The sequence below is a fragment of the Haloarcula sp. 1CSR25-25 genome (assembly GCF_032027985.1).
In the GTDB taxonomy this organism is placed as follows: Archaea; Halobacteriota; Halobacteria; order Halobacteriales; family Haloarculaceae; genus Haloarcula.
The window spans coordinates 459,596-485,804 of sequence record NZ_JAHYBW010000002.1 but is presented as its reverse complement, the minus strand read 5'-3'; the positions used below and the strand labels follow the sequence as shown (position 1 = coordinate 485,804).

Below are 26,209 nucleotides of genomic sequence, written 5' to 3'. Positions count from 1 at the left end.
GGGTAGGCGTAGGCCCCACCCCCGTAGCCCGAGTTTTGGAGTCTGTTTGCAGAAACCCAACTCCAGTATATTATGAAGTATATGTGTTTGTGGAATCCGCTGCCTTCCGGGTCGTAGGCGCAGTTTACCGAATCGAGGCAATCGGGCGGTTTTATGACGGTGGTCTTGGTTATATCCGTCTAATGGTACGTGAAGATAGGTCCCCGAAACAGCGTCTGCCGGGCCTGCTAATTGTCTGTGTCGTTGCTCTCCTCCTCGCAGCGACGGCAGCAGGCCCCGCTGTTGCTGCACCGAGCCTGTTCGTGTCCGGCGCGTCGAAAGACGCGAACACGATACTGGCCGGTGAATCGGTCAACGTCACAGCAACGGTCCAGAACACCGGCGACTCGGGCGGTGCGACGACTATCGAGTACGTGGTAAACGGCACGACTAGAGCAACCGAACGGGTGGTCGTCGACGCCGACTCCTCGGTCCAGCGGACGCGAGCACTGACGTTCGATACCCCCGGAACGTACAGGATAAAAGTCCAGAGCCCGGGCAAATCGGCCGGGCGGGTCGAAGTCAAGCCAGCAGTCGTCGAGACGAGGCGTTCGGACGCGACCACGCGGCAACTCAGGATACGCGGCGGGACAGTCCCGACAACCGAACCCTACCGGCTGAACGTATCGGGGCCGACGAACCGACCTTTTACCGTCCAGTCCTGGACAGTCACCGCGTCACAGCAGTCGTTCATCCAGGACGTGACCGAGTACACTGAGCCCGACGCGGCGGACATCCCGGTTCCGTCCGGCGACGACGCGTCGGTGTTCGGTGTGGTGACCGTCGGATCGTCGGACGGCGTCGCGCCGTCGTCCATGCAGTTCGCGCTGAACCGGTCCACACTCCAGTCGGCCGGAATCGGCGCGTCGGACGTCCGCGTGTATCATCGCGTGAACGGGTCCTGGAAAGCCGCCGAAACGAGCGTCGTTGCGGAACGGCCCGACCGCGTCGTCTACGAGGCGGACACCGCGGGTGCGTCGGCCTACGCAATCGGGAGAATCGAGCCGTCGTTCGCCGTCACGCGAACGTCAGTCGTCGGCGAGCAGGCGCCAGACGGGCACCGAATCAGCGTCAGTGGGACCGTCGAGAACGCCGGCAGCGCTGCGGGCACGTACGACGCGCAGATGCTGGTCGACGGCGAGGTCGTCAACCAGACGTCGGTGACTGTGCCGGCGGACACCGAACAGACTGTGACACTCTCGACGGTCGTGACGACGCCGGGGCAGTTCCGGATCGGCTTCAACGACGTCGACGCGGGCGAGGTCCAGATAAGCGAGAGCCAACTCCAGACCGACGACGGAGGCGCCGAGCCGGGGACCGAGCCGCAAGGAACGGAGCCAGCGGTCCAGACCGAACCCGCGGGTGGTGGCGGCAATGGACTCGGGCCGCTGCCGGCCACGGTCATGGGTATCAGTACGGTGCTGGTCATCGGCGGGCTCCTCGGTGCGTTGCTTCTGTTCGGCCTCGTCATCGCACTCCTTCGTCGGGGAGGCAGCCGGAACGACAGCGGCTTCGAACTGTAGGCGGGGAGAGAAACCCTTTTTGTGCCAGTGTCCAGAGAACCGCGTATGGATTGGCCACACGATCCGGACGGTGAGGAAGGAAGCGAGGGCCGGCGCAAGTACGGCCACGCTGTGCTGGCGAAGAAAGTCAACGAAGAGGAGGACTTCCCGTTGACCGCCGCGGAGTACGTCGATCAGTACGGGGACCATCCGGTTCGGATCGACTACGAGACGGTCGTCAGCGTGGCGGACATCTTCGAGTACGTCGACCAGGAGGAGTTCGCGGACTTCCCGGACTTCCACAAGGCCCTCGGACGTGCGCTGCGCGAGGCGGACTGGTGGCCGTACAGACTCGAACACGCCTGACGGTGTGGTGTGGGGGCACGACACATACTTGTGGGAGGACGATGTAGCTCCGCGTATGGCGACGACATCTTCAAGCGGTGACCGCACCGGGCAGAGACTTCCCGAGGAGGTCGTCGACGACCTGTTGTCGGACGACACTCGCCGTCGCGCGCTCTCGATACTGGCTGACCGTGATGAGCCTGTGGTCGTGACAGACCTCGCGGCGGCGGTGCTGGCGGCCGAGCGTGACATCGAGCCGGCGGCGGTCCCCGACACTGACAGGACTGCACTCACCGAGGAACTGTTTACCGAACACCTCCCGAAACTGATGGCGACAGGCATCGTTGCATACGACTCTATGGTCGGGACCGTCGAGATACAGCGACCCGACGCAGTGCCGACCGACCACCGCTGAACTGGCCCGCGTGTCCGGGGTTCGAATCGGCCCACAGTCCGCTCTCCCGGTAAATTCCGACAGAGCAATACCCGTTGCTTCCAAACGGCCAATGGACAGTGACGAACACCCAGATCACCCATATACAGATCGATAACTACGGGCCGTGGACTGTGACGCCTGAACCCCGGCGGGAAGTCGACCTCCAGACGCTCCAATCTCGCCTGTACGCCGACCTCGCCCAGCTGGTCGGGAACCGCGACGGGTACATCTTCTTCTCGCGGTTCGACAACATGATCGCCGTCACGAACGGGCTGGACGAGGCAGCACACGGGCTCGTTCAGGAGTCCGTCGGTAATCGCTACCCGGTGACGATGAGTCTCTCGGTCGCGACGGGAACGACGCCCGTCTCGGCGCTGGGAACGGCGACGGAACAGCTACAGGAGGCCGGGAGCGCACAGGACAAGGGCCGACGTGAAGTGCTCCGCGGACAGACCATCGACGAGGAGTTCCGGAAGGCGACGGACGTACAGCTCGCGCATTTCGATGTCGACGACGCCACCGAGAAGTACACCGACCAGCTCAACGAGTTCGACACGTTCATCCAGATCGAGCAGGGCTACGCGGCCCTCATGAAGTACATGCGCGAAGCCCACGACTCGCTGTCGTTCTTCGTCGGCGGCGACAACGTCATCGCGGTCTGTCCGGAGCTGGACGAGGCGGACTACCACGACGCCATCAGCCACGTTCGCGAAGCGGTCGACGTAGAGCTGAAAGTCGGTGTCGGACGCGGGCGGACGGCAGCTACGGCCGGGATGGACGCCAAGCACGCACTAGAGACCTGTCGGGCGACCGGTGAGGCAGTCACCATCGAAACCGACACAACTGAGTAACTTGTGAACCACGCGATATAAACGTAGTGGAGGTATCTTTTAGACCGGTCGTGTGATACTGTCACACATGAACGGCGAGGTCACTGTGCGGGAGGTTATGAACCGAGAGTACGTCGGTGCGAGCGAGTCCGACGACCTCCTCGAGACGACGGAGTTGCTGCTCCGGGAGGACCAGCAGGAGATTCTCGTGTTGCGGGGGAACAAACCGATCGGCGTCGCGACGGACAGGGACGTACTGGCGTACATCGTCGACGGGGGCGACCCGGAGACTGCCACCGTCGGCGACGTGATGCGTGAATCCATTCCGACAATCGACCCCGACGCCGGACTCCCGGAGGCCCGGGACCGTATGGCGACGCGGTCCGCGGAGTTTCTTCTGATCACGGCCGACGGTGAGCCACTCGGGACGCTGACCGAGCACGATATCCTCTCGACTGCCAGGTTCGAGAGCGAGTCGACGGACGCCGTCGAACAGCCCCCGCAAGTTGCGACGACCGGACAGGAAGCCACCACCGACGGGATGCAGTCCGCCGCCGAGGATTCGTTCGACAGTCAGGGCATCTGTTCCGCCTGTAGCACGTTCACACGGAACTTGGCGTCGTTCAACGGGCAACTCCTCTGTGCGGACTGTCGTGACGTCTGAGCCGCTCAGGCCGGTCACACTCCCTGTGGCGGACGGATACCGCGGAGTAGCCGAACTGTTTTGACGGTACGAGACGGAGTAATAGCGTGGATATCGCCACCGCTTCGATGGACGACGTGGACACCGTCGTCGACCTGTGGGTCCGGCTGGCAGAGAGCCAGCGTGCCCACGGGTCACACCTGTTCGGGGACCGGAACAGGACTGCGGTCCGGGAGACCGTCGTGCAGCGTGTCGTCGCCGAGAACGTCCGTATCGCCCGAGAGGGGCGACAAACCGTCGGATTTGTCATGGTGACTATCGACAGCGGCCGCTACGAGCAAGACGAGACGCGTGGCATCATCGAGAACATCTTCGTCGAGCCGGGCTACAGGAACCAGGGAATCGGCAGCGAACTGCTTGATGCGGCGGAGGAACTACTCCGCCAGGCCGGTGCGGATGTCCTCGCGCTGGAAGCGATGGCGGACAACGAGTCCGCCCGGCAGTTCTACCGAGCGCACGGCTACGCACCACACCGGATCGAACTCGAAAAGCCGACCGAAAACGATACTCTCTAAACGGTCCCCACACAACGCAGGCATGCAACCGCGCCAGGGGAGCTTGGGTGGTCCAAGCACTCGACTTGTAATCGAGAGTTCGTGGGTTCAAATCCCACCCCTGGCTCTCATCAATTTGCTTACATGCCAACGGAAAACGGCATGGAAACCGTCCGCCTGGTGGAGATCAGACGGGCGATATATTATATAAGTCTATAGATAGCTCGCCACAGACTGCAATCGAAACACAGGGGGTGAGTGCGTGATGCACTCTGGCGCAGTCCAATGGCGGGTTGCCTGCGAGTGTCTCCCCGGCGTTGCCGAGGAACGGTCGACACAGCCCTGGGAGCGGATGCACTCGCAGGACAGCGAGCGAAACCTGGAGTATTTCATCAGCGAGGACCGCATCCGTGCCGACCTCGATGTCGACGACCTGGAGCAGCGTCACGAACAGGCCCAAGGGTCGCTGGTCTGTTGTACCGTCTGTGGCCGGCTGAAGGAGGTGCAGGGATGACGACCAGACCCCTGTCGTGTCCGGCTGACGGGGCACTGCTGTGTGCGTGTGCCGACGGCCACCGCTTCGAGTGTCTCCGGTGTCACACTGTCTGGCGGCCCGAAGAGGTGGTGCCGGATGTCTGAGGCCGACGACGAAGCGTTCCAAGCCTGGACCGGGAAGCTGTCCCAGTCCAGCGCGAAGCTGGCCGCCGACGTGTCTGCAGAGATTCTGGCCACGGAGTTCGGCGTGCTCGATTCGGACGCGCTGGACGACCTCTGCAGCGACGCCATCATGGTCGCCTTCGACGAGGGCTGTCACGAGGTCTCGCTGAGTCACTTCCGAGACGCCTACGAGACTCTCACCACCGACGAGGCGGGCGAGACACCCGACACCAGCGATTCGTCAGCATCTGACGCAACGGAGAGTGGGGTAGTCCAAGAGGCGGCCGACTCTCCCGACCCATCGAGTGGCGACGTCAACGACACACCGGAATCGACAGCCACGACCGTCCCGGCAGATTCTGACGCATCGACGCCGAATCCAGCCGCGATGGATCGCGACGCGCTCGAAGCCGAGGTGGAGGCGCTTCGGGAGCGCGTCGACGAAATCGAATCTCTCGCTCGGGATACGCAGGGCCTCGTCCAAGCGGTCCGTCGACAGATGGCCGAACAGGCGAAACTCCTCGTCGGTGAGGAACTCGTCCAGGAGGCCGGCATCGCCGCTGACAGCGTGGTGAACCACCATCAGCGACTGCGCGAGCTCGACGCGCGCGTGCAGGAACAGGGTGACAAGATTCAGATGGTGCGGGTCGACGGCGGCGGGAGTCCGGACGACCCCGATGCACGGGCACGACGCATCCGCCAGACGCTGTACAACAAGGCGAAGGACCACCCCGAAGGCAAAGCCCAGATGGACCGCAGTGACGTGGACTCGCGGCTCGGTGGCGGGCATCATCGCGACACCGTACTCGATGCCATGAAGCGGGCTGCGGATGGCTACGACGCCGAATCCGATGGACGGCCCTACACCGCTATCAACGGCAGTAGCGACCTCCAACCGGTCGATGCGATCACGTTCTCCGTCGGCGACGGACGCGGCTCGCCGTCGAAGGTCGTGATGAACCTGGCCGATGTGACGGGTGCAGAGATTCGTCAGAATCTGACGACGAAAGAGACGGCGGAGGGCCCCGAATGAACCCTGCCACAGCCTGCTGGATTCCACCGCCGTTTGAGGGAATGAAAATTTCGTTGCAGTAGTCGTGCATGTATCGTCGCTGTAGTCGTACGGCAACTCGCTCGAATCTCGCTCATCTCTCTAGAGCGAGACTCGTGGGAGTGTGACGGCGGGAATCTTTCGTCGTCAGATTGTGACGCAAATCGCCCCTCGAATCATGACCGACACATCCGATCCGATGACCGACCCGATTACAATTCCACCGGAACTGGCTGACCTCGCACCAGCTGCCAAACTGGTCTATCTCGCCGTCGATGCCCACGCGCCAGTCTCACAGGGTGAAATCCGGACCCGGACGGCGCTGGCCGGACAGACCGTTCGCGACGCGCTCGACCGTCTCGAAGCGCGTGGCCTGGTTCTGTCACGGCCAAGCACAGACGCCCGCAGCGTACTCTGGAAACCGGCGACTGGCTGACCCCTCCTGAACTTCTGGCGCTGTTGAAATCCGAGTACTATGTTAGATAGAAGTCTATTCAAATTGATCGTAGGACAATTTGTATCTCCTATCTGGAGGAAGATGAGATGTTATGTGCAGGATGTTTACTGAGCGGCCGGGTCGTTGCGTCCGCGGAGAATCGTGTTCCTGAGTCGAGGCAAATAATGAGTGAGATCAGTTGTCGTGAGGATACCGACGATGTCGCCATCGTCGGTGACCGGGAGCCGTCGGATCGAGTGCTCTTTCATCAGGGCAGCAGCCGCGTGGATATTCTCTGTGCTGGCGATCGTGACGAGTGGCGTACTCAGAAACGTCTTCACGCGAACGGAGTCGATATCGGCCCCTATTGCCACCTGGTGCATGATATCGGATTCAGTGACAATCCCGCTGTACGCGCCCGTTTCGGTATCACCCACTAGCACCGATCCGATGCCCTGTTCCGCAAACAATGTCGCAACCTCACAGGCCGTGGTCTCTGGTGAAATCGAACGCACATTACGGGTCATCACGTCCCCAACTTTTTGGTCAATCATACTATATGTCTCTGCCCAAGATGGTTAACACTGCCGAGTAACCTCATCGAAGAGTTGTATACGCTATCTACGCCCAGCGTTGTCTCTAATCCCAGTTAAGTGCTCAATATAGGGCATACACGTCCCAGTATAATCAACTATCTGTTCGAATTCTGTTAAAAACGCGGTGCAAGATACAGAGAGTAGATTCAGCAGGGCGATACCGGTGTGGATTGCAGAGTCCGGGAGTCTCGCTCACATCGATGACGTACGCATCCCGGAACAGCGACCGGTCATTCGAGCCACCTGGCGAACGAATCGGTCGCCTCGGCTCGTCGGATGTACTCGCGTTGCGTCCCGGTGATCGCGTCTGAGAGGTCTTCGCCCGCCTCAATCCGATCGCGGACCTGCTGCCGTTTCCACGTGCTGGGGGTCGTCCGGGCATCCCACCGGGCCGCGACGGGTCCGAGTAACTCGTCGACGTGGGCGGGTTCGAGTCCGCGGTCCTCAAGTCCAAGGCGGGCCAGCTCGAACACCTCGTCGTAGACTACGGAGAGGTCGGTCGCTAGGTCGCCGTCGCGGGTGACCCACGCCAGATCGGCGTCGAGGCCATCACGCGCCGCGGCATACAGCGACTCCTTGGCCGCGGACCACGGCAGGGAGGGCAGCGGGTGGTCGGTCGCGACGACGCCGTGAATCACGCCGACGACCAGCGCCTGCAACCCGACCACGTCATCGACTCCCGGTTGGGACGCCAGCGGGCGGTACTCGATGCGTGGTCCCTCGGGCCCGAGGACGGGGCGGACCCACCGCCAGCACGTCCCTTGTCCGTGCAAGAACTCCCAGAACTCGTCGACGAATCCCTCTCGAGGGGCGTCCGTGGTCCACTCGCGGAGGTACGGCGCACACCGGCGGTCGTCGACCACTCGCTCAACCACGTCGACGGGAGACTCGATATCCCGTGGGAACCGGACCTTCCCCGGACCGCCCACGTTCATCGCTTCGAATACGGGGAGTCGGTGCTCGACGGGACCATCGAGCGCCACCTCGGGATCGTCCACATCGTAAAGATCAGGTGGCAGGAAGGGGGCGTTCGTCGACAGCGCGAGGACCGGCCCGAGGGTCCGGAGCGCGACGTTGAAGTAGTTCGGAAACTCGGCGGTTGGCACCTGGAGGTGTATCTGCATCGACGTGGCCAGGGATTCGACCAGGATGGTGGGGAACGTACGTCGACAGCCGGACACGTCGAGTTCGACCGGTCCGTGGGCCGTGATGTCGGCGTTGAGGGCGTAGTACCGTGGTTCCGGTGCCATATTCACCGGGATCACGACATCGTCGTCGCGGTCGACCGCGGTCAGGTACGCGAGCGAGCCACCTCGCGGTGGAATCGTCCACATCCCGTCGGTGACGAACCGACGACCCGCGTCTCTGAACGCCCGGTTCACACGGTCGATCCGCTCGGTGACAGCGGCGACTTGCTCATCGATACCCTCTGGCGTGAACGCCGTCGCTAGCGTGTTCAACTCGGCGTTGTGCCGGCCGAGTTCGCGTTCACAGACCGCTCCAAACGCGGATTCGGGAACTGCGGCTAGTCGCTCCTCACCGTCGACAGCGATGCCCTCCAACTCGAGGCCAAGGGTGAACCCACCGCCGAACCGCCCGTCAGCGAATGCTTCGCGCAGCCGCGCGGCTTGGTCGGTCAGGCGCCGTTCGAACTCCTCGTAGACCTCTTCTCGGCGGGTGGCCCGGACGAGCTCCAAGGAGTCCATCAACCCATCTTGATACTCGTTGACACTTGAACCCTCGGTCCGCGTATTCAGTAGGCATCTAAAATCACGTTCTGCTGAATACGCGCGCTGGGCCCTGTTTAGACGCTCGTGAAGATACCGGTTGGCAGCTCTATTGGATGAAAAGCATTCGTCCGTGAGTGCTTCTCGTTCCGATTCCGCTCCGTGGCGAAAGACCGTTCCGGACGAACTGCACCGCGTCTAAACAGGGCTCGCGCGCTGTATTCAGCAGCGCCCGATCGAACTACCGGGATGCTGTCAGGAGTCGCCTGCTGAATATAGAGTATGTAGTCAGCACAGTTAAGCGAGGGAGTAGTGCTTACTATGCCGGCTTTCTCGACTGGATTTGGCCAGGATCAGCTGAGAACCTGTCCTGGTCCCTGTTACATGAGGTATCTTGAATATATGTGGTAGAAAATAACACAGTATGGTTGCAGTGGCGTGGCCTATCGAAGGACTGCGGAGGCTCTCCCGCCGAGCGATCACTGGACTGTTCGCCGGCGGGAGCGTCTTGGCATCCCGGCCCGCAGCCGACCTGCTGGCGAGAGCCAGTGACCTATTCGATCTCGGTTTCGGTCTATTTACCATCTACCAGACGCTCGGCGGCGGGAATACACTTGTCAGCCCCATTCTTACGTACGTGGCCTTCGGATATCTCGTGTACGCCTACATCCCAGATTTGTACATTGAGAGGTTCGGCAATATCGTTGAGGCCCGGGGTTTTCGAGCACTTACTGCGGTCACAACCCTTTATATCGGACTCCTCATCGGTCAGATGACAGGGAGCGCTCCGGATCAGGGCCTGTTCGTCCACCTCCCGCAAGATGTTGGGGGTATAATCGTGGCCCTCTTGGCTGGCTTCATAGTCATTACAGTCGTATTCAGTGGGTACATACACCTAGTCAGAGGCGAGCGCCTATTCGACAGGTCAGGTGCCCCCTTCGAGACGTTGGATGTGTCGAGTATCCGGTCAATACAGGGGAAACTTGAGAAGATCGAATCACTCCCAAGGCGTCGTCGCCACTTGTTAGTCGCACTTTACGAGAGCGAAGTCGGCATACTCTACGTGACTCCAGCCATCATTCTCGGTTTGGCACTGGCCGTCCTGGGGCTTCTTTCACCGATACCAGAAGGACTCGTAGTCGTGGCTGTTCTCGGGAGCTACGCCCCCCTCGGCGGGCGGCTACCCTGGTCGCTCCCCGACAGAATCGACAGCGACATTGAGTTCAGGATCGCCGACAACCTCATAGAAACTATCCAAAACCCGAAGGGAATGTGCCTGTCAGTGTTTTGTATCTTGGGCATATTGACCAGCGGGCTTTTCCTTGTCGGTGGTATCTCCTTCCTCATCGGCGCCGGTAGATCATTTCTTGAGGCGTGGCCCGGAATCGTCGCGATTCCAGATGTGTTGGGCGACCGATCTCTTTCGGAGCTGGGCGTCCTTTCCGCACGTCTGTGGGCCAACATAGGGGTGGGCACGAGTTTGATGACGTTCAGTCTCTACAGCCTACTGTACTGGTTCCGGCAACTCCAGCGGCTGCCGGCGTACGTCCCATTCTGGCAAGCCTACTGGCAAGGCGAGTCCAGTTCGCCTCCTATGCCGTCGGTGACGCGGCCTCCCGGCCTATTCTTGCCCGGAAACGCTCTCTTGTTGGGGTTGGGCGCAGCGACCTGGCTGATTATGAAAGGTAGTTCGTTGATGGGGTGGGTCGTGTTTGGAGTCGTCTGGCCCGTTCTGGTCGGAATCGTCGTCTGGTCGGTGCGTGCTGGCTACCGTCACCCACCGCAACCACTCCGGGGCGAGGGACGGGCCGTCGTCTTTGCCTTTGGGATCCAGTTCGTATCCTTCGGTGTCGCGGTTGTCGTCCTCACCCAGCAGTCACCCTGGCCTATATTCGGCACCCTGCTGGTCCTCGTCGGATTCATGTATTCCCCTGAGGTCAGCATGTACAGCGAGCGTCGACAGGGCGCGGCGCACTATCTCAGCGATCTCTACTGGGCCGGACTCGTTGCTGTCTCGCTGTTCGTAGTCGAATCCCTCGGGTCGGTTCCACTCGTCGTGTATCTTATCGCCGCTGGCCTCCTGCTGATGTCGTTGTTGATCAAGATAATTCTGTCCTCTCACGCCGGCCCGTCGACGGGAGAGTGACTTCACGAGTAGGTCTGTAGGCTGTGGATTTCTTGAGGAATCGACATGAGACGAGAACACGGAATCTTCCTCAATCCTCCGTTGTAGGTCTGTGTAACGTTCTGCAGTTTTCTCACCTTCAACGGAATATCCATTGGCTTCTTGATGACGTCTCAGAACGCTATTTCGTGTTCTTTGTTGGTGACCCTACTGGACCACTGTCGCTCCTCGTCTCTGGCCCCTCTCAGTTACACACCCGTTCCATCTCGTACTCGAGCAGGACGATGTCCATAGTCCACAACGCTTGCTCGTAGTCCGGGTTCCCGACGACTACAACCGGTGCTTGCTCTCGAAGGTGAATACGGTATTCACCCGACTCCGGAAACGTGAACTCCGTCTCAATTCTGTTCATAAAACCCGAATCGTACTCTCCCTCAATGTCGAAGTCCGCTGGTTCGATATGCAGTCGTACCGTCGCCTCGTCGTTCGCCTCAGTCGCCGAAACTACTGAGGCTTCCAGCACGTCGCCGCCATCCACCTCAATGTACCACTCCTTTTCATAGAAACTCGTTAGCTCCTCCCCACGGAAAATCATCGTCGACCCACGTCTGACGCGTTCTTCGCGACAATTTCCACTATCACCACCGGTACAGCCCGCACCCACGACGCCCGCCAGCACCGCACCCGACCGCAATATTCGACGCCGTGACATATTCTCGTGGTCCTCAGCCGACACGGACATACGTCTTGATACGAATTCTGAAAGAATAATACTATGCCTGTTTCGACGTTGCGGGATACTTCTGTAAGATACACCAGCATTGCGTCGAACTTGTCCAAGGCGTCTTCTTGACTGCCGCGCAGGTCTGATGGCGTGTCGTGACTGCTTTTGTTGTCGCTTACACCACCCGAACTGTTTTGCTATGACCTGATGGATAACCATCTGATCGTGCGCGGAACTAGTCGGACGCCATCGAACCACCTCCAGCAGTATTCCTGTGTGTTGAGAGATATCGCTTCACAGACAGTATGTTGTACTGCATTTGCGCGCTCTATTCAGCAGGTGGTTCCTAATTCAATTCGAATCTGACACAAGTTCCAGTCGTCTATTCATGTAGCGACTGGTCGGTTGATCCGTTCCTTACTGTTGAAACCAATCCAGGACGTGGACTGGTCTGGCATTCTGTTTATCAATCAGAGATGCAATTTTTTGACCGCCCGAGTATCAACCGAGTTTTCTGTTAGCAATCGGCCGAGACGTTGGGGTATCTGCCGGGATTATCACTCCAGCCACCCATGCAGTTCTCAAGACACTGCCCCAGGAATCCGCACACTAGCCACGTCACTGTGGAGGGGCCTGCGGAGCCTTTCCACCAGCCATGAGTACGCAATCACAATCCCCGACCGTCGAGTGTTACGGCCCGGCCTGTACCGAGACCGGCCGGAAATGGGAGTTTCGTGACGGCCGATACTGCTCAACCGAGTGCGAACTCCGCCACGAGGGCCACCAGACACTGGCCGAACTGAAATACGACCACACCCGGTGTTTCACGTGCTTCCGACGGCTCAAGGACATCAACCCGCCAAAGCCCGACTTTGAGTTTACCGAGAACGGCCACGGCTGGACGCGCGACGCGGACGGTAATTTCACACTCCACTATTATTCTCAGGAGGTCACCCGCAGCGCTGCAACGGGCTTCCAGTTTCTGACTGGCGACGCAACCAAGGGCGAAAAGAACCGCGGCGAGCGGGTCATCACTGGGACCATCTGTGATGCGTGTGGCCAGACGGACCACACCGACCACGACCCGACGCTGGCCACCAGTGCTGCCATCGACCGCCTTGTCACGTTGCTCGACGCCAACGACGACGCCAGCGTCGACGCCGAGAAACTCCGGCAGGGCTACGCGTTCACAAGCGACCTGCCGCTGGCCGTCGGCTGGGCGTTAAATGACGGTTCCCGATGACCCGTAAGCCGCTCGACAGAGCGCTGGCGAGGGACAGCTCCACTTCGTCACACGACTCCACCCACTTCGTCTGTCCACAATCACGCAGTCTCCACCCCTACCCACGTGGTCGCGTTAACTTTGTCGTGAGTTGTGGTGGACAGCGAAGGCTTCGAGCCAGTCTTGAGCTGTCTCTAGCTCGACATGGCTGAAACTATTTGCAAACGAAGATGTCCGGCGTTCTATTTCCCAAAAGACACGTTCGATAGCATTCCGATTTCCATGTGTGAGAGTCTGAAATCGGTAGCCATCTTCAGCCAGAACCGGTCCAAGATAATCAGCATCGTCGACGAGAAATACAAGGTCGTCAAGATGATACCGGTGATGAAGCTCGGTCAGAAACCACCGCGTCGTCTGTTTCGTAGCTGTCGGAAAGAGGCTGAGATGCAGGATTTCGTTCGTTTAGGGATCGACAGCGCCGTACAGCCAAAACTGCTGTCCGTGGAGGCGGATCATCTTCTCGTCAACCGCGAGTTGATCCGCGGTCACCGTTGAAATCGGCTGTAGATCGGCCTTGTGAACCCACTTGTGAATCGAAACATGACTGCGTTGGACTCCCAAATCCTCAAGAAACTGACTGGCATCCCGAAGTGACATACCTGCCAGATGACACCGGATGCCCACTTCAATCGCCCACTCGGGAGTCCGACGTCGCTCCACAAACGACAAGTCGATCCACTCGACACATCCACTGAGGCGGTCGAATTCTGCCATAGACACTCAGAACTCGTCCGCCTCATTCTCTAACTTAACGCGACCACCCACGTCGCCCGACGCTTTTCTATGCTTCAAGTCACGCCCAGCATCTCGTTTTTGATCGAGAACGTCCTCGTGGCCCTGCTGATAATCATCTATCTCGCGTATGAGATCCGTCTGGGCCGGGGGCAGGCTCTGGCCAGCAAGCTCAACGGACTCGTTGAGGTGACGGTCGCCATCGCTCGCGAAAATCCCAATATCGACGAGGAAAGGGTCGCCGACCGGCTGAATGGTGACGCTCCCAGTCAGTTCCAAGATGACGACCACTAACCCATGCTCCAGGCACTCACCGAGTACGCCGCCACACATCCCGAACAGATAGCGGCTACTGTAACCGGGCTGGGCGGCGCACTCACGCACTGGAAGAAGACGGGCAAGCTGCCCATCGGTCGGCTCCCGTATCGGTCGGCGCGCCAGATCGCCAAGGACCTCCGGCATCGGTACTTCACGAAACCCCGTCCACAGGGCGTGCCGGCGCTGGTCGTCGACTGTGCCCCGTCGACGCTGGCCCAGACGCTCCGCACGCAGTATTTCGAGTACCCGCCAGCGAGCTACAACTACCGCAGCGAAGACGTCAACCTTCGCCGTCCGGCCGGGACGGCGCCGAGCCCCACGACCGGCGAGCCCACGCCGATGGAGGTGCACGCCCGGGGCTTCGAGACGACCGACGGCCGCACGCTGGTCGTCAGCCATCTGGAGGCCTCGCGCTACGAATCCCAGGGGCTGCATCTCGACGGCTCGCTGACCTCATACTCCAACGGCCGCGACCGCATCCGCCAGGTTCTCTCCAAGGCCGGCCCGTCGCAGACCGCTATTGAGAGCGAACGCAGCGCCGACATTGACGTGGTGTGACACCACCCTGCATGTGTTCCGCATGCCCGCACTGTATCGCAGAAGGAGAGCGAAAAAAAAAGGTAGACGAATATGACCAGGCCGCCTACGACCGCATTCTCGAGGCCGGCCACGTCGTCGGCCACCACATGTGCAACCCTATCATCGCACTTCCATCTCTGCTACTCAACGGCACCCTCAGCCCGGAACGAAGACAGTCCTACGAGTCCCTTTCAGGCGCATAGGAGACTGTGTTTGCTGTCAATGGCGGTACCTTCCTGACCATTACCGAGTGCCCAACTCAGCAGCGTTGCGCGATGCGTCAAGAATCAGAGTCATTAAGCTCTTCATTTTTTTCAGCGGCATACCGGCTAATCTTCTTTAGACTCTGGGTTGCTTGATTAAGTGTTGGCAGCGATGATCCCTCTGGAATCGAATTCTGTCCATCTTCAATCGCATCGACAACTCTTCTCAAATCGCGCTTAATATCCTCAAGTGTACTATATGCCTCCAAATTTCTCTGGTGGAGATTTGTTTGGTCTTCGAACCCGTCAACCAAAGTGCCACAGCTCGGACACTGTGGGACATTGATTGTATCAGTAGCGAAGGAATTATTAAAATCAATTTGACACTTGACACATCCTATAGTGCTAATGTCTCCTATCTGCATATAGAGCAATGTGTAGAATTGGCTGATAAGAATGATGAATACGCGCTGTGTGTGCAGCATTACCCTTTCGGACCGCTCAGTGTCTGTCAGGAGCACCGCACAAGATACAGAGGGTTAATTCAGCAGAAAAGTCATATATCATAAGGGGAATAGATGGGTATTACATGGGAAATGAGAATCGTACATTCATTTGTCAAACCTGTCAGCGAGAATTACCTATTACAAAACAAGTTGAGGACACTGACAAATTTACGAGTTCAAAAAAGCGAAAAAAGAATGTTTGTGACGATTGTCAAACCAGAAAAAACGGGGAGGTGAAGCTACCGGGAATCCGTGAGGAAGGGAGCGATACCACAGAATTCAATCCAGCGAAAGGGCTGTTTGATGAGGAGGGGAACCTCGGGACGCCTGATTCCTCGAAAGATACACAATTGGATCTCACCGCTACGACAGACGCTAATCAGGAGGACAGCACTCAAGCAGACGAAAGCAATACCATAGATACTGTCACTGGTGCCTCGCCGACGTTTCTATATCGAGGTGATAAGAAAGGCTCAGTCGGCAAAGGGAAGATATCGCGGTACCGGTTTGAACTTGAAAACACTGTAACAATGGAGTACCAAGTGAGTATAACCAATGGGCCCAATGCTGATATACTACTCTTAGATCAGGACAATCTCGAAAATTGGATTGCAGGTGAGAAAACTCAGTATTTTACTGACCTCTCTGTGTTGGACACAAGAGAAGCGAGGATACAAGGGACAATCGCCGGTGGAATAAAATATATTATTATAGATAATACTGTGCGGGGAAAAGCAAAGCCACCTGTCCTCGGTGATAGTTCGGACGGCATCATCGAATTCAGTCTTGAGTATGCAGTCTACCGCTAATCACTGCGCGGCCTTTGCGACGCTTCGTGGCTGGTGTTAGTACACACGTGAATACGGTGAAATCGACTGAAGAGACACTCACAAACCGATTCTTGTTACTATATATATTCATATTAGTTCACAGCACAGACCACTTTTCCTATATCAAACCCAGAGACTGAGGGCGCAGTAAAAAGGTTGATTTTGGGCTTGAATATGAAAAACAAACGCTCTGCCGCCGAATTTCAGGGAGCAATTTTCCATCTGACCCACTTCTTTCGATGCCCTCAGAGACTACATTGAGGACGAATTCCACGATAGATATGTGCTATGTATTCAGCAAGGCTGGTGAAACCTGTCACCGACTGAGGGGTTCATCAAGCCCAGTCCTTTCCTAATCCATGACCGACGAACAGTGTGGCCACATCAAGAACAACGGGGACCCATGCGAGTACACGCCGAAATATCCTGACGGGAAGTGTGGCATCCACTCCGCGGAAAACGACCAGACGTCGGCCGGCGGTCGCCCCTCGAAGTTCGAACGGGTCAAAAACGACCTGCTCGAGGCGGCCGGCAGCTTCCTCAACATCAAGCAGGTTGCAAACACGGGCGGCGTCAGCCGGTCGACGCTGTACAAGTACCTCGACGACCACGAGGAGTTTTCGGACAGCTTCAAACGCAAGCGCGCGACAGCAGCTGACGAACTCGTCCAGCGAGCGCTGGATCCCGACGACGAAATCGACATTCAGTTCGCTCGCTTCCTGCTGGAACGATCCTTCAAGTTCATCAAAACAGAGCGCCAGGAAGTCGACCTCAATGCCGACGTCGACGCGACGGCTGACGTAACCGCCGACTTCGTCACCTACACGCCAGACGATGAGGACAACCACTGACCGACAGGCACTGCTTGGCCCCAACGGCAAACCGCCGACGTACACGACCCATCCCAAGCAGGAAGCCGTCCTCGAATCCGACGCTCGCCATCGGACCTGTGCCTGGGGCCGGCGTGGTGGCAAGAACATCACGGCCGTCATCGATATCACGGAGTACGGCCGTGCCCCATGGCGCTCGGACTGGGGCGCTGACGACCCCACGACAGCGACGGTCTGGTGGGTCGGCCCGACCTACGACCAGGCCAAGAAACACGGCTACGACACGCTCAAGGCGGCCCTGCCCGCCCACTGGATCGAAAAGACGTCCCGCAGCGAGCCCTACGAAATCCAGCTCACCAACGGCGTCACCTACGAGTTCCGCACCTTCGACAAACCCGAGAGCCTCCAGGGTGCTGGCGTCGACCGGATGGTCATCGACGAGATGGCGTACATGCCACGATCGCTGTGGGACAACGACCTCCAGCCCATGCTGATGGACCGCCTGGGCTGTGCGTTGTTCATTTCGAAGCCACGGGGCCGAGGGCTGTTCTACGAGATGTACCAGCGCGGGGAGAGCGATGATTTCCCCGACCACGAGAGCTTCCATGCCACCAGCGCGGACAACCCCTTCATCGCTGAGGACCCCACCGAGAAGCGTGGCGACGTCCCCGAACGCGTCTACCGGCAGGAGTACCTCGCCGAATTCGTCGAGGAGTCCGGCGGCGTGTTCGAACACCTCGATGAAACGCTGTTCACGGCTGCCTACGACATCGACAGCCACGATGGGACAGCACCGTACCGTCATGGCTGGGACTTGGCCCGGCATGAGGACTGGCTGGTCGGTGTCGTACTCGACGCTGACGGCGACATCGTCCACTTCGAGCGCGCCCGTGGCCTGTCCTGGCCCCAGATTCAAGGGCGGATCGAGACGGCCGCTGCCGACTACCCCGGCACGGTCGGCATCGACGCCTCGCGAGACAACAAGCTCGTGGCCGACCTCGCGGCAGCCGGGCTGAATATCGTCCCGGTGAGGTTCACGCTCCAGCGCAAGCAGGACCTCGTCGAGAACCTGGCGGCTGCCATCGAGGCCGGCGACCTGACGGCACCAGAGCTGCCCCAACTCCAGCACGAATTGGAGATCTTCGAGTACGAGGTGACGCCGTCCGGGACGACGAAGTACCACGCCCCGGAGGGCTTTCACGATGACTGCGTCGACGCGCTGGCGATGGCAAACGCCGTGACTGCCCGCCAACGGTCGGACGACGGATTCGCACGGAGCTTTTGACACATGCACCAGCACAGCACCTTCTGTCAGCGCTGCGGGGACCCGCTCGACACACCGCTGGCGAAAGCCAGGGGCGTACATCGCACCTGCCCCGGTGACGAGGTCGAAAAATGAGTAGCGGTGACACCGAAATCGCCCGCACGATCGGCGGCGACGAGTCCAACGGGTCGGCCTGGCAGAACCTCCAGTCTACGGACTACACCGACCGCGAGACGGCGAACGCTACCAGCAGCCAGCAACACGATCCGGATGACCCGCACGACCAGACGGACTACTACGAACCGCCGTACCCGCCGACGAACCTGGCGCTGCTGCTGGAGCGCTCGGAAACCCACGCCCGCTGTGTCGACGCCAAGGCCCAGGGCGTCGCAGGCCACGGATTCGACATCGTCCCACACGAGGAAGCCGTCGATGAGGACAGCGATAGCGAACCGCCGGGCGAGGACACGGTGCGAGAGTTTTGGTTCGGCGACGACTCAACGTTCCAACTCGGCGTCGACGCCCAACCGGCCACGCCATCGCAGGTCATCGAGAACGGCTGGACGGACTACGAGTCAATCGGCTGGCTAGCGATCGAGGTGCTGGCCAACGACATGACGGGCGACCCGACGGGACTGGCCCACCTGCCGGCCCATACGATTCGCAAGCGTAGCGACGCGCCAGGGTTCGTGCAGATCGACCCCGATAGCAATATCATCGAGGGGTATTTCGCGCCGGCCGGGGCACGGTATGGCGACGACCAGACGTTCATCGACGCCGACGACGGCACGGTCGGGGGTTCCATCGCCGACGTGGACACGCCCGCGAACGAACTCATCGTCTATCGCAACTACTCTGCACTGGCCCCACACTACGGGACGCCCGATATCATCCCGGCGATGGAGACACTAGCCGGTGACGTCGCCGCCAGAACCTACAACCGGCGGTTTTTCGAGAACGACGGCGTGCCCAGATTCGCAGTCATCGTCGAGGGCGGCGAACTGACCGATGCGGCGTGGGCCGAACTCGAGGAGAAATTCGCCGAGTTGAAAGACAACGACGAGGCCCATCGCGGCGTCATCCTCGAAGCCGTGTCGGGCATCAAGAACTCGTTCGAGGATGCCCACGACGTCAGCCTACGCATCGAACCGTTGACGGTCGGTGTCGACGAGGATGCCAGCTTTACCGAGTATCGCCGCGAGAATGAACATGACATTTTGAAGGCTCACGAAGTACCACCGGTCGTCGCCAATCGCACGGAGCGCATCAACCGCGCCAATGCTGACGCCCAGCGTCGTCGCTTCGCCAACGAAACTATCAGGCCGAAACAGGAGAAGTTCGCGGCGCATCTGTACCGCCTCATTCATCAGACGATGCTGGACGTCGACGGATGGACTATCGAGTTCGCCTTGCAGGGCGGCGAAAGCGAGATGCGACAGGCCGAAATCAACAAGCTCCGCATCGAAGGCACCGCAGGCGTCATCACGGTCGATGAGGCGCGCGAGGAAGTCGGTAAAGAACCACTCGGCGCGCCGGAAGGGGATCTCCTAGTCGCCGAACTCAGTCAGACCGGGCCCGCTGGTGGGTCGGGCGCCCCCTCTTCGGGCAGCGGCGAGGGCGGCGACGTCCAGGCAGCCCGCCGTGACCAGCGCGCTGCGGACCTCGGATATAGCCTGACTGACCGCGCCGACAGTGACGACTGATGTGCCAGCACTGTGGGTTCCTCGCCAAGGACTCCCCGACAGAGGACGCTGTCCGGCGGACGTTCATCGAGGCGTTTGTCCGGCTGCTACGCCAGTGGCACGACGACATCCTGTCGGGCCTCCGGGATGGCGACATCAGGCCGGGTAGCCAGCGGGCTATTCGGCGGACGATCGGCCGCTATCTTGACGCGTACCGCGATGGCGTTACCGCATCGTTCGAGACGCTGTACGAAGACGGGGCCGAGGCCGGCCGTGCGGTCACCATCCGCCGGTTCGACCTCGACGTCAACCCGCGACTACGGGACAACGTCCGCCGGGAACTCCAGACGTATGCTGCGGCGGCCAGCGACCAGATGCAGACGCGGATGGCCGACGACATCGCCCGGGCACTTCGGGAGGCCTTCGATGACGGCCTGGGCCAGCCCGAGATTGAGGCCCTGCTGACCGATGTGTTCGAGGATATGCGAGGTTACGAGGCCGAACGGGCGGCCCGCACCGAAGGGACGGCCGCTAGCGCTCGGGGGGCAGCATCGTCAATTCGTGATGCCGGCGCACCGGGCAAGGTGTGGCTCGCTGAAGACGACGCCCGAACTCGGGTCAGCCACCGCGACGCCGACGGCCAGGTGGTCCCAGTGGGCGCGCAGTTCGACATCGACGGCCACAGCGCGTGGTGGCCCGGCGACCCACGGCTGCCCATGAGCGAACGGGCAAATTGCAGATGCTCTGTAGCGCCCGTCTGGGACCTGTAAGGAGCAACTCACCTATGCCAGCCACAGCTATCGACCAAGATGCATCACCCGAGGAGTTCGAGAAGCGTGCCGAACTCCTCGAAAAGAATGAAGATGAACAGATTGCAAGGGGCGCGGTTCTAGTTCCGTCGAGACTAGATCATCAAGGGGATTTCCTCCGGCAGGGCACCATCGCGCAACTGCGAGACAACTGGAGTGAGCGCGTCGACAACGGTGACGCCCACCCCGGTGTCATGCACGCAATTTTCCCCGAAGAGCAGATGAAACTCGTTGAGGACCGCCAACTCCAGCAACGGGAAACCATCGGGTCGAAGGAATTACCCGCGGGGACGTGGATCCAAGCCTGGAAGTACACGGACGACCAGCTCTGGCAACTCGTCGACGACGGCGTTTTGGGTGGCTTCTCCATCGGCGGCCGCGCAAAGGGCCGGCTGTACGAACCCGGCGAGATGCCCGACGACGTCTCGATTCCCGACCCCGTCCAGGCCGACCTCGACGAGGCTGGCATGGAGCGTGACGACATCATGGTCCGCGAGATTACGGACGGCCGCATCTACGAAACCAGCACCGTCGATCGGCCGGCGGTACCGGATGCGACTCACGCCGAGACCAAGACCCACCTCTCGAAGGCCAGCCCGGCGCTGACCGAGAACATCGTCGCGGCGCGCATGTACCTCGAAGAGCGGGGCCACTCCGCCGACGATGCAAAGCGCCTAGCCCGGTTCCTGCAGGAGCACAAGCAAGCCGACGAGAGTGGCTGGCTCGGCCGGGCCAAATCCTGGCTGGGGCAGGGGCATGGCGACGACGGGCAGGCCACGGCCCCAGCAGCGAGCGAGACGAAGGACGGCCGGACGCTCTCGGCGGCCAACGTCGCGAGCGCGAAGGCCGTCCACGACGCAGCGCTGGACCTACTCTCTCGGTCCGACATCGAGCATGGTCGGCGCCGGTTCACGGACGACGACACGGACGGCTTCGAGATCGGGGCCTACGGCCGGGACACCGAATCAAGCGCCGGAGGCCCATCGGACGCCGATGCCGACACCAAAGCACCGACTGAGTCCGACGCCGCAACCGACAGCGACACTGAGACTACTGACATGAGCGACGCAATCGAGGAGACGCTGGAGGAGATCACCGAGCGTCTCGACACGATCGAGGCACAGCTAGATGACGATAGCGGCGAGGAAGCCGCCGACGAGGAGAAGACAGCCGACGAACCCGAGCCAGACGATGACGCACCGGCGACCGACGAGAAGGTCGACGAACTCGCCGACGTCGTCGAACAGCAGGCCGACTTGCTGGAACAGATGGCCACCGCACAGGGTGTCAGCCAACAGGCCGACACCGGCACCGAAGCCAGCGAGGGCAAGGAAGCGACCTGGGACGAGTCGCCGTTCATGACCGGAGGTGAGAACTGATGGCGGCGCGCGAGGCCAATACCGGCGCGCTCGAAAAGGTCTCCTCGACTGACTTCGCGACGGGCTCCCAGCTCACGCCCGAGCAGTTCGAGGACTTCATGCTTGACGTCGAGAACCAGAGCAACGTCCTCCAGCAGGCTCGCCAGCTCACCCCGGCGGCCGAGTCGGGCGAGATTCCGCGGCTGTCGGTCGGCACGGAACTGTTCCAGTCCGTCGGCGAGGGTAACAGCGTCTCGCTACAGACCGTCGACAGCACCGATGTCTCGTTCGCGACCACCAAGGTCAGCCTGCCGTTCGAACAGACGTGGGAGGCCAGCAACGAGCTCATCGACGACCCCGAAGCGACCATCCGCCAACTGTTCATCCGCCAGTTCGGGCGGGACCTCGAAATCCTGGCCAGCGTCGGTGATACGTCGACGAGTGGGTTCGCCGGTATTGAGGACGGCTGGCTCACGGTCGCGGACAACAGTACTAGTCCCGGCACGTACGACCACGGCTCGGCCAGCATCGACAAGTCGCTATTCGAGGACATGCGAACGGCGATGCCCGACCGCTACAAGAAGGCCCAGAACCTGGTGTTTCTGGCGTCCTACGAACAGAAAGACGCCTACCAGGAGTACCTCACCGACCGCTCGACGAGCGGTGGCGATGCGATGCTGATGAACGGCGACGAGCCGACGCCATACGGCTTCGACATCATCACGCCGCTGGGCTGGCCCGACGACCGGGTGATGCTCACGTCGATGGAGAACCTGCTGTACATCGTGCAGGACCCACTGCGGGTCAAGTCCACCGACGCCAGCGAGCGCAACGTCCTCAACGACATCGAGACGATCTACAACATGCTGGCCAAGATCGACTACCAGATCATGGAGAAATCCGGTGTCGTCACGGCCAGTAACATCGCGGCGCCCTGAGGTGGTCTAGATGGGAATTAGCTGGACCAAAGACGACGATGACTGGGACGGTGCCCACAGCCGCCGCGTGCGCCTGACAGGGGCCTTCGATACGTCCTACACCAGCGGTGGCGAACCGTTGACGCCCAGCGACGCCGACCTCGGCAGTATCGAGTCAGTAACGGTCCTCTCGCCCTCGACGGAATCGGGGTATGTGGTCCGGTACGACCACGACACTGACGAGGTGCTGCTGTTCCAAGAGGACGCCAGCGCCGGTCCACTAGCCGAAGTGGCTGGCTCGACGGACGTCTCGACGGAGACGGTCGCCATCGAGGTGCGGGGGCGGTCCTGATGGGCGAGTCCGTCGAACCCCATGTCGTCAAACTCCGGGACGACGCCGCGGGCTGGCGCCGCGTCGACGGCCCCCACCTCACGCCCGAGGAACCATTCCTGACGGGCCTCTCCGAGCAGACGGCCGACGCACTGGTCGGGTCGCAGTGGGCGCTAGAACACAGCGACGTCGAGGCCGCCAAGGCCCACCGCTACGGGTCGACGGTCGAGCCGTTCGCACCCAGCGAAATGTCGGTCGACGCACTTCGTGACCGACTCGCCGATGGTGACTACACCGCTGACGAACTCGATGCGCTGGAGACCGCTGAAACGGCGGGCAAAGATCGGACGACCGCACTGGATGCGATTCACGCAGCTCGAGAGGATGACTGATGGCTGCCCACGTGCGCAAACTCGATGACGACCACACGACGTGGACACAGACGCTCGACGACGTCGAGGCCGACCTGACGACGGTCAGCGGCGTCACGCTGTACGTCGAAGCACCCGACGGTACCACGGCCGTCTCGGGAGCCAGTGTCACCGTCGTCGACGCCGACACTGTAAGTTACACGTTTTCGGCGTCTGACCTCTCCCAGACTGGTGGGCACAACGCCGAGTTCCATATCGCCTACAGCGATAGTACCACCGAAATTAGCCCGAAAGACGGCTACTACGGGGTTCGGGTTGTCCAGAACCTCAACTAAATACTCCATGCCTACGACCAGCGACGGCACCACCGTCTACGCCACACCATCGGCACTGGAGAGCTACGTCCAGCAAGATGGCGACACGTTCTCACTGGCGGATAGCTTCGGCGACCCGACGGAGTGGCGGGCGTTTCTCGAAGCCCGCCAGGTCGAAGCGAAGGCCCGCATCGACGAGTACGTCGGCCGGGATTTCGAGGATCACCCGAGCGACACGGTCACGCGCAACGGCGGGGCAACTGGCAAGCGCATCCTCGCACTGCCCAGTCCAGTCCGCTCGGTCAGCGAAGTGCGCGTCGATGGTGACACCGTCCCGACTGAGGAGTACGTCGTCGACACGGCGACGGCCCAACTGGTGCGCGTTGCGCCGCCGTCGACGTCTGTCGCTGACCGACTCGCCCAGCGGGGCAAGGCGCAACGCGACCGGCCCGAGTGGCCGACTGGCTACGGTAACATCGCCGTCGATTTCGACTGGGGCTATCAGTCGCCGCCGGCCGACGTCGCCGAAGCTGAAAAGAAACTGGTCAACAATACGCTGTCGGGGCTAGCCCAGATGCGCGAGGGCATGATCGTCCAGCAGGATGATGTCGACGTGACGGTCAACCTGCCCTCGGCGATGACGGCCGAAATCCGCGGCCTGTTGGCAGCCCATCGGGACACTGGCCGGACGATGGGGGTCATCTGATGGCCGGCATCCGCGGTGGGTTTCGCTTCGATGACGACCTGCGGGAGACCTTCGAGGCTATCGACGACAACTGGCCGCGCCATCGGAGTGCGATTCTCCAGGCGCTGGGCGAGGATCTCGTTGGCAACCTCAAACGCGACATCCCAACGTCTTCGGGGACGGCTAAATCCACGGTGCGGACAATCAACACCGAGAGCGGTGGACCAGGCGAGGTCGTTGCTGGTGGCAAGCGTGGCGTCAACTACATCGAGCCGCTGCTGACGGGGACCGACCCCCACGCACCGGGATCGCCGAATCCCGCCGAGAACACGTCACTGGCCCGCTGGGCACGGCGCAACGGCTATCCCGGCGGGTTCGAGGCCATCTACCGGTCGATTTACCACTACGGCACCGACGAACACGACTTCGTGACCCAGCCGGTCGCGGACACGCAGGCTCGTGCCGGCGATATCGCCGAACGCGTCCTCGAGCGTCGGGGGGTGTTCGACCGATGACGACGTCGCTGGACTGGTATCCGTGGTACGAAGAGGTCCTCGAGGAACTGTCGGCGACCATCGCCGATGCCGACGTCGAGTGGGCGACGGATGGCAATCGCACCCCGTGGATTATCCTGGGACAAAAGCGACCCAGCGGCATCGACCACCCACACGCGATGGTCCTGTCGTTCTCCCACCAACGTGACGACGTCGAAAGTTCCCGCCGGAACGAACTCATCCGCATCAGCACGGACATCGGCGTCATGGTCAAACAAGACCCCCAGACGCCACAGGAGAACTTGCTGACGACACTGGAGGCGATGGCTGCCGTCGAGACGGCCCTGTACGACGATCGCTCGCTCAAGGGCACGGTCGACTATCTCGTCATCCAGCAGGCCGACGCCTTCGAGTTGGAGTCGAACATCGGCCGCGAACTCGTCGGCAACATCCAGATCGAACTGACCAAACAGGCCGACCAGCCCCGGCCGTAGCATCGCATCGCAACCACCCACAGTGAGGAGAGATACATGGCAGAGACACTCGTTGGCGACATCATCGAAATCGAACATACGGACGACCATAGCGCATCGACGCCGACCTGGAATAAGGTGGGCAAAACCAAAGACACCGTCGAGATTGCGCCCGAGACGGAGGTGGCCGACGTTCGCCACCACGAGGATTTCCAGCGCGACAAGACCGCGACATCCGAGGCCTGGGAAATCTCGTTCGCAGCCGATATCGTCACCGGGACGGCGCAACTGGAGACAATCGACCTCATCGACACGTCGACCTACGAGCTGAAAGGCTACGCCGACTCTCGGGAAACTGGCAACACAGCCGACGCGATCACCATCACCGTCTATGACAACGAGGCCGACCAGGCCGATAACACGGTCAAACACGAGGTCGGCACGACGGATTATGTCATCATTGCCGACTCCGGCGAGATGGCCGTGGAGGACTACTCAACGCGCGAGTTCGTCATCTACAGCCGCGAGCGGCCAGTGCGACTTGACGCTGGCGGGAGCCTCTGACG

General features: G+C 60.7%; 32 protein-coding genes, 1 tRNA gene and 1 pseudogene. 29 read left to right on the top strand and 5 right to left on the bottom strand.

Annotated elements, in window-relative coordinates; translation table 11 throughout:
• The first annotated feature begins 302 nt into the window (after positions 1 to 302).
• The 11 genes from KZ498_RS07600 to KZ498_RS07550 all read left to right on the top strand — a co-directional run bounded on the left by KZ498_RS07600 (position 303) and on the right by KZ498_RS07550 (position 6,493).
• A complete protein-coding gene (locus KZ498_RS07600) occupies positions 303 to 1,562 on the top strand; it encodes a PGF-pre-PGF domain-containing protein (RefSeq protein WP_312618514.1) in 1,260 nt (419 codons plus the stop codon).
• 45 nt (positions 1,563 to 1,607) lie between these two features.
• Positions 1,608 to 1,907: a DUF5785 family protein gene (locus KZ498_RS07595; protein WP_312618084.1), complete on the top strand. Its 300-nt coding sequence runs from the start codon at positions 1,608 to 1,610 to the stop codon at positions 1,905 to 1,907.
• Between the two features lie 55 nt (positions 1,908 to 1,962).
• Entirely contained in the window at positions 1,963 to 2,301 is a 339-nt protein-coding gene (locus KZ498_RS07590; RefSeq protein ID WP_312618083.1) for a hypothetical protein, read from the top strand.
• Positions 2,302 to 2,399: 98 nt separating this feature from the next.
• A complete protein-coding gene (locus tag KZ498_RS07585; RefSeq protein ID WP_312618082.1) occupies positions 2,400 to 3,173 on the top strand; it encodes a GTP cyclohydrolase IIa in 774 nt (257 codons plus the stop codon).
• 67 nt (positions 3,174 to 3,240) lie between these two features.
• On the top strand, positions 3,241 to 3,816 hold the full coding sequence (locus KZ498_RS07580; protein WP_312618081.1) for a CBS domain-containing protein: 576 nt from the start codon (positions 3,241 to 3,243) through the stop codon (positions 3,814 to 3,816).
• A gap of 86 nt (positions 3,817 to 3,902) precedes the next feature.
• The gene (locus tag KZ498_RS07575; RefSeq protein WP_312618080.1) at positions 3,903 to 4,370 is read left to right on the top strand and encodes a GNAT family N-acetyltransferase; all 468 of its coding nucleotides are present in this window, start codon (positions 3,903 to 3,905) and stop codon (positions 4,368 to 4,370) included.
• Between the two features lie 32 nt (positions 4,371 to 4,402).
• Positions 4,403 to 4,476 (top strand) — tRNA-Thr (locus KZ498_RS07570).
• A 138-nt stretch (positions 4,477 to 4,614) separates the two neighbouring features.
• Entirely contained in the window at positions 4,615 to 4,863 is a 249-nt protein-coding gene (locus KZ498_RS07565) for a hypothetical protein (RefSeq protein WP_312618079.1), read from the top strand.
• The gene (locus KZ498_RS07560) at positions 4,860 to 4,988 is read left to right on the top strand and encodes a hypothetical protein (protein ID WP_312618078.1); all 129 of its coding nucleotides are present in this window, start codon (positions 4,860 to 4,862) and stop codon (positions 4,986 to 4,988) included. Before KZ498_RS07565 ends, KZ498_RS07560 begins: the two co-directional genes overlap by 4 nt.
• Entirely contained in the window at positions 4,981 to 6,039 is a 1,059-nt protein-coding gene (locus tag KZ498_RS07555) for a hypothetical protein (protein WP_312618077.1), read from the top strand. Before KZ498_RS07560 ends, KZ498_RS07555 begins: the two co-directional genes overlap by 8 nt.
• 196 nt (positions 6,040 to 6,235) lie before the next feature.
• Positions 6,236 to 6,493 carry a helix-turn-helix domain-containing protein gene (locus KZ498_RS07550; protein ID WP_312618076.1) on the top strand — a complete coding sequence of 86 codons (258 nt, stop codon included), beginning with the start codon at positions 6,236 to 6,238 and terminating at the stop codon, positions 6,491 to 6,493.
• Between the two features lie 125 nt (positions 6,494 to 6,618).
• Here KZ498_RS07550 and KZ498_RS07545 read toward each other — a convergent pair whose 3' ends face one another.
• Positions 6,619 to 7,047: a CBS domain-containing protein gene (locus tag KZ498_RS07545; RefSeq protein ID WP_312618075.1), complete on the bottom strand. Its 429-nt coding sequence runs from the start codon at positions 7,045 to 7,047 to the stop codon at positions 6,619 to 6,621.
• Positions 7,048 to 7,319: 272 nt separating this feature from the next.
• On the bottom strand, positions 7,320 to 8,795 hold the full coding sequence (locus KZ498_RS07540) for a hypothetical protein (protein ID WP_312618074.1): 1,476 nt from the start codon (positions 8,793 to 8,795) through the stop codon (positions 7,320 to 7,322).
• A gap of 445 nt (positions 8,796 to 9,240) precedes the next feature.
• Between KZ498_RS07540 and KZ498_RS07535 the strand changes: the two genes are divergently transcribed.
• Positions 9,241 to 10,962 carry a hypothetical protein gene (locus KZ498_RS07535; RefSeq protein ID WP_312618073.1) on the top strand — a complete coding sequence of 574 codons (1,722 nt, stop codon included), beginning with the start codon at positions 9,241 to 9,243 and terminating at the stop codon, positions 10,960 to 10,962.
• A gap of 223 nt (positions 10,963 to 11,185) precedes the next feature.
• Here the strand turns inward: KZ498_RS07535 and KZ498_RS07530 are convergent, their stop codons facing one another.
• Positions 11,186 to 11,620, bottom strand: coding sequence for a hypothetical protein (locus tag KZ498_RS07530; protein WP_312618072.1), 435 nt, complete (start codon positions 11,618 to 11,620; stop codon positions 11,186 to 11,188).
• 700 nt (positions 11,621 to 12,320) lie between these two features.
• Between KZ498_RS07530 and KZ498_RS07525 the strand changes: the two genes are divergently transcribed.
• On the top strand, positions 12,321 to 12,908 hold the full coding sequence (locus KZ498_RS07525) for a hypothetical protein (RefSeq protein WP_312618071.1): 588 nt from the start codon (positions 12,321 to 12,323) through the stop codon (positions 12,906 to 12,908).
• Positions 12,909 to 13,022: 114 nt separating this feature from the next.
• Here the strand turns inward: KZ498_RS07525 and KZ498_RS07520 are convergent.
• Positions 13,023 to 13,661, bottom strand: a pseudogene (locus KZ498_RS07520) (IS6 family transposase).
• 69 nt (positions 13,662 to 13,730) lie between these two features.
• On the opposite strand from KZ498_RS07520, the gene KZ498_RS07515 reads away from it, so the two are divergent.
• Positions 13,731 to 13,973 carry a hypothetical protein gene (locus KZ498_RS07515; RefSeq protein ID WP_312618070.1) on the top strand — a complete coding sequence of 81 codons (243 nt, stop codon included), beginning with the start codon at positions 13,731 to 13,733 and terminating at the stop codon, positions 13,971 to 13,973.
• A gap of 3 nt (positions 13,974 to 13,976) precedes the next feature.
• On the top strand, positions 13,977 to 14,555 hold the full coding sequence (locus KZ498_RS07510) for a hypothetical protein (protein ID WP_312618069.1): 579 nt from the start codon (positions 13,977 to 13,979) through the stop codon (positions 14,553 to 14,555).
• Positions 14,556 to 14,856: 301 nt separating this feature from the next.
• Here KZ498_RS07510 and KZ498_RS07505 read toward each other — a convergent pair whose 3' ends face one another.
• Entirely contained in the window at positions 14,857 to 15,204 is a 348-nt protein-coding gene (locus KZ498_RS07505; protein ID WP_312618068.1) for a hypothetical protein, read from the bottom strand.
• A 164-nt stretch (positions 15,205 to 15,368) separates the two neighbouring features.
• On the opposite strand from KZ498_RS07505, the gene KZ498_RS07500 reads away from it, so the two are divergent.
• The 14 genes from KZ498_RS07500 (at position 15,369) to KZ498_RS07435 (ending at position 26,207) form a co-directional block, all read left to right on the top strand.
• Complete coding sequence (locus KZ498_RS07500) at positions 15,369 to 16,094, top strand: hypothetical protein (RefSeq protein WP_312618067.1); 726 nt, start codon at positions 15,369 to 15,371, stop codon at positions 16,092 to 16,094.
• A gap of 380 nt (positions 16,095 to 16,474) precedes the next feature.
• A complete protein-coding gene (locus tag KZ498_RS07495) occupies positions 16,475 to 16,966 on the top strand; it encodes a hypothetical protein (protein WP_312618066.1) in 492 nt (163 codons plus the stop codon).
• Positions 16,950 to 18,230, top strand: a complete 1,281-nt coding sequence (locus KZ498_RS07490; RefSeq protein WP_312618065.1) for a hypothetical protein — start codon at positions 16,950 to 16,952, stop codon at positions 18,228 to 18,230. Before KZ498_RS07495 ends, KZ498_RS07490 begins: the two co-directional genes overlap by 17 nt.
• Positions 18,231 to 18,340: 110 nt before the next feature.
• Positions 18,341 to 19,912 carry a phage portal protein gene (locus KZ498_RS07485; protein ID WP_312618064.1) on the top strand — a complete coding sequence of 524 codons (1,572 nt, stop codon included), beginning with the start codon at positions 18,341 to 18,343 and terminating at the stop codon, positions 19,910 to 19,912.
• A complete protein-coding gene (locus KZ498_RS07480) occupies positions 19,912 to 20,661 on the top strand; it encodes a phage minor head protein (protein WP_312618063.1) in 750 nt (249 codons plus the stop codon). Before KZ498_RS07485 ends, KZ498_RS07480 begins: the two co-directional genes overlap by 1 nt.
• 14 nt (positions 20,662 to 20,675) lie before the next feature.
• Positions 20,676 to 22,079, top strand: a complete 1,404-nt coding sequence (locus KZ498_RS07475) for an XkdF-like putative serine protease domain-containing protein (RefSeq protein ID WP_312618062.1) — start codon at positions 20,676 to 20,678, stop codon at positions 22,077 to 22,079.
• Complete coding sequence (locus KZ498_RS07470) at positions 22,079 to 22,996, top strand: hypothetical protein (protein WP_312618061.1); 918 nt, start codon at positions 22,079 to 22,081, stop codon at positions 22,994 to 22,996. The genes KZ498_RS07475 and KZ498_RS07470 overlap by 1 nt, the downstream gene beginning before the upstream one ends.
• A gap of 10 nt (positions 22,997 to 23,006) precedes the next feature.
• On the top strand, positions 23,007 to 23,327 hold the full coding sequence (locus tag KZ498_RS07465) for a hypothetical protein (protein ID WP_312618060.1): 321 nt from the start codon (positions 23,007 to 23,009) through the stop codon (positions 23,325 to 23,327).
• Positions 23,327 to 23,698 carry a hypothetical protein gene (locus KZ498_RS07460; RefSeq protein WP_312618059.1) on the top strand — a complete coding sequence of 124 codons (372 nt, stop codon included), beginning with the start codon at positions 23,327 to 23,329 and terminating at the stop codon, positions 23,696 to 23,698. The genes KZ498_RS07465 and KZ498_RS07460 overlap by 1 nt, the downstream gene beginning before the upstream one ends.
• A complete protein-coding gene (locus KZ498_RS07455) occupies positions 23,698 to 24,012 on the top strand; it encodes a hypothetical protein (RefSeq protein ID WP_312618058.1) in 315 nt (104 codons plus the stop codon). The genes KZ498_RS07460 and KZ498_RS07455 overlap by 1 nt, the downstream gene beginning before the upstream one ends.
• Before the next feature lie 7 nt (positions 24,013 to 24,019).
• The gene (locus KZ498_RS07450; RefSeq protein WP_312618057.1) at positions 24,020 to 24,697 is read left to right on the top strand and encodes a hypothetical protein; all 678 of its coding nucleotides are present in this window, start codon (positions 24,020 to 24,022) and stop codon (positions 24,695 to 24,697) included.
• Positions 24,697 to 25,191 (top strand): hypothetical protein, encoded by a 495-nt coding sequence (locus tag KZ498_RS07445; protein ID WP_312618056.1) that lies wholly within the window; start codon positions 24,697 to 24,699, stop codon positions 25,189 to 25,191. The genes KZ498_RS07450 and KZ498_RS07445 overlap by 1 nt, the downstream gene beginning before the upstream one ends.
• Positions 25,188 to 25,664 (top strand): hypothetical protein, encoded by a 477-nt coding sequence (locus KZ498_RS07440; RefSeq protein ID WP_312618055.1) that lies wholly within the window; start codon positions 25,188 to 25,190, stop codon positions 25,662 to 25,664. Before KZ498_RS07445 ends, KZ498_RS07440 begins: the two co-directional genes overlap by 4 nt.
• Before the next feature lie 36 nt (positions 25,665 to 25,700).
• Positions 25,701 to 26,207 (top strand): hypothetical protein, encoded by a 507-nt coding sequence (locus KZ498_RS07435; protein WP_312618054.1) that lies wholly within the window; start codon positions 25,701 to 25,703, stop codon positions 26,205 to 26,207.
• The last annotated feature ends 2 nt before the right edge of the window (positions 26,208 to 26,209 follow it).